At 44.5% G+C, this 5,201-nt stretch carries 3 protein-coding genes; 1 reads left to right on the forward strand and 2 read right to left on the reverse strand.

Features of this window, described 5'->3' with window-relative positions:
- Window positions 1–67 precede the first annotated feature (67 nt).
- Window positions 68–2,362 carry a PAS domain-containing hybrid sensor histidine kinase/response regulator gene (locus tag IQ229_RS12065; RefSeq protein ID WP_194043982.1) on the reverse strand — a complete coding sequence of 765 codons (2,295 nt, stop codon included), beginning with the start codon at window positions 2,360–2,362 and terminating at the stop codon, window positions 68–70.
- Window positions 2,363–3,143: 781 nt separating this feature from the next.
- Here IQ229_RS12065 and IQ229_RS12070 point away from each other — a divergent pair.
- Entirely contained in the window at window positions 3,144–4,202 is a 1,059-nt protein-coding gene (locus tag IQ229_RS12070; RefSeq protein WP_194043984.1) for a transporter substrate-binding domain-containing protein, read from the forward strand.
- 46 nt (window positions 4,203–4,248) lie between these two features.
- Here the strand turns inward: IQ229_RS12070 and mazG are convergent, their stop codons facing one another.
- Window positions 4,249–5,067, reverse strand: a complete 819-nt coding sequence (gene mazG / locus IQ229_RS12075; RefSeq protein ID WP_194043986.1) for a nucleoside triphosphate pyrophosphohydrolase — start codon at window positions 5,065–5,067, stop codon at window positions 4,249–4,251.
- Window positions 5,068–5,201 lie beyond the last annotated feature (134 nt).

Genomic DNA, 5,201 nt, shown 5'->3' on the forward strand with positions numbered 1-5,201 from the left:
TTGTTGATTTGGAGTTCGCATTTGTTGATTTGGCGATCGCATTTGCTGCCAAAAGCTTAATTGTGCGTTAAACTTGTTTGCTACCTTTGGTAAGGTTCGCTACCACTGCCACCAACTCTTCTGGCTCAACTGGCTTGGATAAATGAACTTGGAATCCAGCTTGTAGAGCTAGCCTGTGTTCTTCTTCTCTAGCAAATGCCGTTAGTGCTATAGCTAGAATCTTTTCCCCTTGCTCTGTTTCCTGCGCCCGCACTCTCCGAATCAGGGAATAACCATCCTCATCTGGCATTCCAATATCACTGACTAGAACATGTGGTTTTAATCGTTCTAGCGCTTCCAGAGCTTCACCTACTGAGCTAACTGCCGTCACCTGCCCTCCAGACTGGTCAAGAATGAAGGCAATTAACTCCCGCGTATCGGCATTGTCATCGACAACAAGTATTTGCAAGCCGTTGAGTACTGGGAGATTATCGACTTTTACTTCACTGTTTTTAATTAAATGCTCTGGTTGCGGTTCTACTAGAGGTAACAACACTGTAAATATTGCTCCCTGTCCTTCCCCTTCGCTAACTGCGTAGACTGTGCCTGAGTGCATTTCTACTAAATGGTGTACAATCGCTAGCCCCAACCCCAAACCATTATCTACTCTAGTAGTTGTGCTATCAGCTTGACGGAAGCGCTCAAAGATATAAGGTAGAAAGTCAGCACTAATTCCTTTACCTGTGTCAGAGACAGTTATCTGAGCATTTGAGTTTACCTGTTCTAGATATACTTCAACTCGCCCTCCGTTAGGTGTAAACTTGACGGCATTAGAGAGCAAATTCCAGACAACTTGTTGTAAACGTTCGGCATCACCCATAACTTGACCAACTGAACAGTCAAGATTAGATTCAATTTGAATATTCTTAATTTCAGATGTGGGATGTACAGATTCAATTGCCGTGTGAATTACAGGCAGAAGGTCAACTTTACGAATATTTAGGCGAATTTGACCTTGTACAATCCGTGAGATATCTAGGATATCTTCAATCAGTTTTCTTTGAAGTTGGGCATTCCGCTCGATTATCTCCAATGCCTTAGAAGTAGTTGCTTCGTCCCATTTTCGATTACGCATTAGTTGAACCCAACCCAGCATAGAATTGAGAGGTGTACGAAGTTCGTGGGAAACGATCGCTAAAAATTCTTCCTTGATGCGGTTAGCTTCTTGGGCTTGCCGATAAAGCTGGGCATTTTCAATGGCGAATGCTGCTCGTTGAGCAAGTTCTTCAGCCATTTCTAGGTCTACAGTAGTATAATGGCGTCCTGGTTGTGCAGACGCAAATAGAATTGTCCCCAGCTTGCGTTCGCGTACTAACAGTGGCACTACCATCTGAGACTTAACTTGGAGTTGGCGCAGCAGAATGAAGTGTTCTTCGTCCGAAGACTTTTTCTGTAATGAAGACTCAAGAATGTTTGTAACCAATTCCGGCTTACCAGTCCGTAAAACTTTCGCTGGCCCATAATCAGCATCAACAGGAATTGGATAGCGTTCTTGAAGTTCTCGGATCAATGCTTCCTTTGCTGGTTCTGATGCAACGATGACTGAGTTAGTGAAAACTGGCAAATTATGTTCGATGACATCTACAATACACCAATCGGCAAGAGTAGGCACTGCTAATTGCGCGACGCTGGTTAGGGTAGTGCGATAATCCAAGGAAGATGCCAATACACTACTTGCTTCAGCCAAAAAATTAGAGCGTTTCTCTGCGGCTTGGGCTGCAATTCGGGCGGCTTGCTCATTGGTAAATAACTGCTGGCGCTGCAATTCTAAATGCTTACGCTGGCTAATGTCGCGCATTAGCCAGCGCAGAGCAATTGGCTTACCTTTTTCATTACGAACGGTAACTACTGTCAAAGCTACATCAAAACAGATTTTTTCTCGTGGTTGTAAACACACTTCCCATTCCCCGCCTCGGTTGATATGCTGCAACTGAGTTAGGTAATTAAAAAAAGCTTGATGATCTGACTGGGCGATGAAAGTAAGTAGCGGCTTGCCAACCAAAAATCGCTGTGAAACATTGAGCTGCATGGTCGCAGCACGATTAGCTTCCAGGATAATGCCGAATGTATCAGTTACCAAGTAACCATCAGGCGCAAAATCAAATAATTCTTGGTAGCGCTGACGCTCCTTCTCTACTACGATTCGTGTTGCTTGTAGTTCCTCGGAGGCGATTTTTAGTTCTTCCAAAGTGATTTGCAGTTCCTCAAAAGCTTCTGCTGTTAGCTCTTGCTGTGAATACGGCTCACTTGCTGTCCTTTGCACTAATCCCGTTACCCGCGAGCGCAATATCTCTATTTGTTGACTAAAACCGTCTACATTCATATTGCTCACTTTGCTAAGACCTAACAAGCGCACCCCAGAGAAAACATCAGGCTAAATATAAACCCAAATGTACGCTAAAAGCCGATCTTAAACCTATTGCTCAAAAGATAGAGGTTTGTCTTGACGACGCCAGTTCTACAAAGTGAATTAGACACAAAATAGTTCTCAACCTCTAACTACCATCTTAAAATAAAGAATTCATCAAGAAATCTACCTATAGTGTTGTACAGCAAGAAACATATTAGGTAGATTTCAGCAAATGTTTTTATAGCTTAAGGGGGGCCTGATGCTTACAGCAACAGTCCCAGAACAATAGGCCAATTTTGGCCCAATCAAGTTACTGATTAAAGCATGAGTGGGTAAATAATGTAAGCGATGTCTACGATGGTCACTGAGCGGCTGGTGAGCGGAGTCGAACCATGTCGTTCGCGCAGCGTCTTGTAGAGGAGTGCGGACTATGCCTACGCAAATGTGAAACAATCAACCCGACTACAGGCGAGGTAATCTATTTTCCCAATCCTCAGTCCCCCTAAATCTGAAAAAATTGGTTTTAGAAAGATGATGAACGTGATATTTGGTATGGGGTGGGCATGATAAATAGATTATGCACACAACCCTAAGAAAATTCTGATGATAAATGCGATCGCTACTAGATTTCGCCAACTTATGGCTGGGAGAAAAAGCCCGATTGGCATGATATGACCATAAAAACAAAACCAGACGTTCCTTAGCACTGTATACCTGCATAGGACTAGTAGGTGGAATTCTAGCATTGTTGCTAATGACATCCCCAGGACTGGCCCAAAAACCGGAACCCCAGCAATCCCCAAAACTCCAACAACCTTTATTAGTAGCTACACGAGTTATACCGCCCTTTGTAATACCAAACAAAGGTGAGCTATCGGGATTCAGTATCGACCTCTGGCGCAGCATCGCCAAGCAAATAGGTGTAGAGTCTAAATTTATAGAATATTCCACTGTGCCAGAACTGCTTTCTGCCATTAAGGACAGCAAAGCCAACTTGGGAATTTCAGCTATCTCGATTACAGCCGAACGCCAGCAGAATTTTGATTTCTCATTACCCATTTTTGCTGGGGGGCTGCAAATAATGGTACGAAACGCAGAAACCAACGACAGCGCCTTCCCAAATATTTTGCAATTATTTTTCTCTACTAGCCTCTTGCAGGTAATAGGCGTTGCTCTAGTCTTAATTGTCGTAGCAGCCCACATTATTTGGTTATCTGAGCGCCATCATAAAGATGGGATGATTCCCAAATCATACTTTCCTGGCATTTTCAAAGCCTGTTGGTGGGCAGCTGCCACATTAGCAACCCAAGCTGATGAAATGCCCAAAGGAGTACTGGGGCGCCTAGTAGGTATTGTCTGGATGTTCATCGGAGTACTTTTTGCCGCCTACTTTACAGCCAGCGCTACTACTTCATTGACAGTACAACAGCTTCAGGGCGATATCAGGAGTATAGACGATTTACCCGGCAAGGTAGTGGCCACAACTGCGGGTAGCACAGCCGCCACATACCTGCGAGAACATAAGATTTCAGTTTTAGAAGTTAGCAAGATTGAGCAAGCTTACAATGCTTTGCAAACAAAAAAAGCTGATGCCGTAGTGTTTGATGCACCTGTACTCCTCTTCTATACTGCCAATGAAGGCAAAGGGAAAGTACAGATTGTTGGCAGTATCTTGCGTGAAGAAAGCTACGGCATCATCCTGCCCAACAACAGTCCCTACCGCAAACCAATTAATCAGGCCCTGCTGAATCTCAAAGAAAATGGCACTTATCAATCGTTATATGATAAGTGGTTCGATGCTGAAAAATCTTGAAGAAGAAATGGGCAGGGGAAGAAAACTAATGACAAATGACAAATGACTAATACCCTTCTTGAGCAAGTTGAGCTTTTGCCTGTTGCCAGAGAGTTTCTAACTCATTCAAACTGTAATCAGAAAGGGGGCGATCGACAACTGCCTCCATTTTTTCTAATCGCTGGACAAATCGTTGATTAGTGCCTTGCAAAGCGGTGCTGGGGTCAAGATTATGCCAACGTGCGAGCTGAATCACTGCAAATAGTAAATCGCCTAATTCTGCTTCTTGTCGTTCGGGTGTTTCCTCAGCTAAAGCTTGCTGGAACTCTCCCAACTCCTCATGAAACTTATCCCAGACACCCTGAATATTTTCCCATTCAAACCCGATCGCAGCAGCCTTTTGAGAAATCTTCATCGCCGCCGTCAGTGGGGGAAGAGTACGCCCATAACGAGCGAGTTTAGCGCTAAATTTTTGCGCGTCTGGAGATGCTTCGCCCTTTTCCGCAGCTTTGATTTGCTCCCAGTTTTGCCGCACCTCATCCACACTTGCCACCGACACATCACCAAACACATGAGGATGACGGTGAATCAACTTTTGAGAAATCCCCTGAGTTATTTCCTTAAGAGAAAACTGCCCCGATTCACTAGCGATTTGGGCTTGTAATACCACCTGTAATAATAAATCGCCTAACTCCTCAGCGATCGCACCCTTATCCCCACTCTTAATTGCATCCACTACCTCATAAGCTTCCTCAATTACAAAAGGTGTCAAAGTTTCCGCAGTTTGAGCCAAATCCCAAGGACAACCACCATCAGGCGATCGCAACTTCGCCACCACCTCAATCAACTCCTGCAACGCCGCCAAACTCTCATCTTGCTTTTCCATACCTCTGCGTACCTCTGCGCTTCCCTTAGCGTTCCTTTGCGTTTAAAAAAATTATTTCTTCACTCTCGCCCGACGACTACCACCCCTCACTTTCCGCCTCTTAATTTTGCCACTAGGAAGCAACCCCCGAACCC

This window comes from Nostoc cf. edaphicum LEGE 07299 (assembly GCF_015207245.1).
Lineage (GTDB): Bacteria > Cyanobacteriota > Cyanobacteriia > Cyanobacteriales > Nostocaceae > Nostoc > Nostoc edaphicum_B.